A 1,149-nucleotide genomic window follows, 5' to 3' on the forward strand; every position below is an offset into this window, starting at 1 on the left:
CCCGAGGTGGACGCGGTCCTGGCCCGGCACCCGCTGCGCGAGCTGGTCACCGCCTCCGACCCGATGCCCCTCCTCGTCGAACGCGAGCGCGCCCTGTACGGCTCCTGGTACGAGTTCTTCCCCCGCTCCGAAGGCACCCCCCAGCAGCCCCACGGCACCTTCCGCACCGCCGCCCGCCGCCTGCCGGCGATCGCCGCCATGGGCTTCGACGTCGTCTACCTCCCCCCGATCCACCCCATCGGCACCACCCACCGCAAAGGCCCCAACAACACCCTCACCGCCGCACCCCACGACGTCGGCGTCCCCTGGGCCATCGGCTCCCCCGAAGGCGGCCACGACACCGTCCACCCCGACCTGGGCACCCTGGACGACTTCGACCACTTCGTCGCCCAGGCCCGCACCCACGGCCTGGAGATCGCCCTCGACTTCGCCCTCCAGTGCTCCCCCGACCACCCCTGGGTCGCCAAACACCCCGAGTGGTTCCACCACCGCCCCGACGGCACCATCGCCTACGCCGAGAACCCCCCGAAGAAGTACCAGGACATCTACCCCGTCGCCTTCGACGCCGACCTCGACGGCCTGATCACCGAGACCTGCCGCATCCTGCGCCACTGGATGGCCCACGGCGTACGGATCTTCCGCGTCGACAACCCCCACACCAAACCCGTGGTGTTCTGGGAACGCGTCATCGCCGACATCAACCGCACCGACCCCGACGTGATCTTCCTCGCCGAGGCCTTCACCCGCCCCGCGATGATGCACACCCTCGCCCAGATCGGCTTCCAGCAGTCCTACACCTACTTCACCTGGCGCAACACCAAACAGGAACTCACCGACTACCTCACCGAACTCTCCGGCGAGGCCGCCGCCTACATGCGGCCCAACTTCTTCGCCAACACCCCCGACATCCTCCACGCCTACCTCCAGCACGGCGGACGCCCCGCCTTCGAGGTCCGCGCCGTCCTCGCCGCCACCCTCTCCCCCACCTGGGGCATCTACAGCGGCTACGAACTGTGCGAGAACACCCCCCTGCGCGAGGGCAGCGAGGAATACCTCGACTCCGAGAAATACCAGCTCAAACCCCGCGACTGGGCCACCGCCGAAGCCCGGGGCACCACCATCACCCCCCTGATCACCAAGCTCAACACC

General features: G+C 69.0%; 1 pseudogene. It reads left to right on the plus strand.

Annotated elements, in window-relative coordinates:
* Nucleotides 1–1,149, plus strand: a pseudogene (locus ACZ45Q_RS34055) (alpha-1,4-glucan--maltose-1-phosphate maltosyltransferase); the annotation flags it as partial.

The sequence above is a fragment of the Streptomyces sp. NPDC031049 genome, from assembly GCF_055571015.1.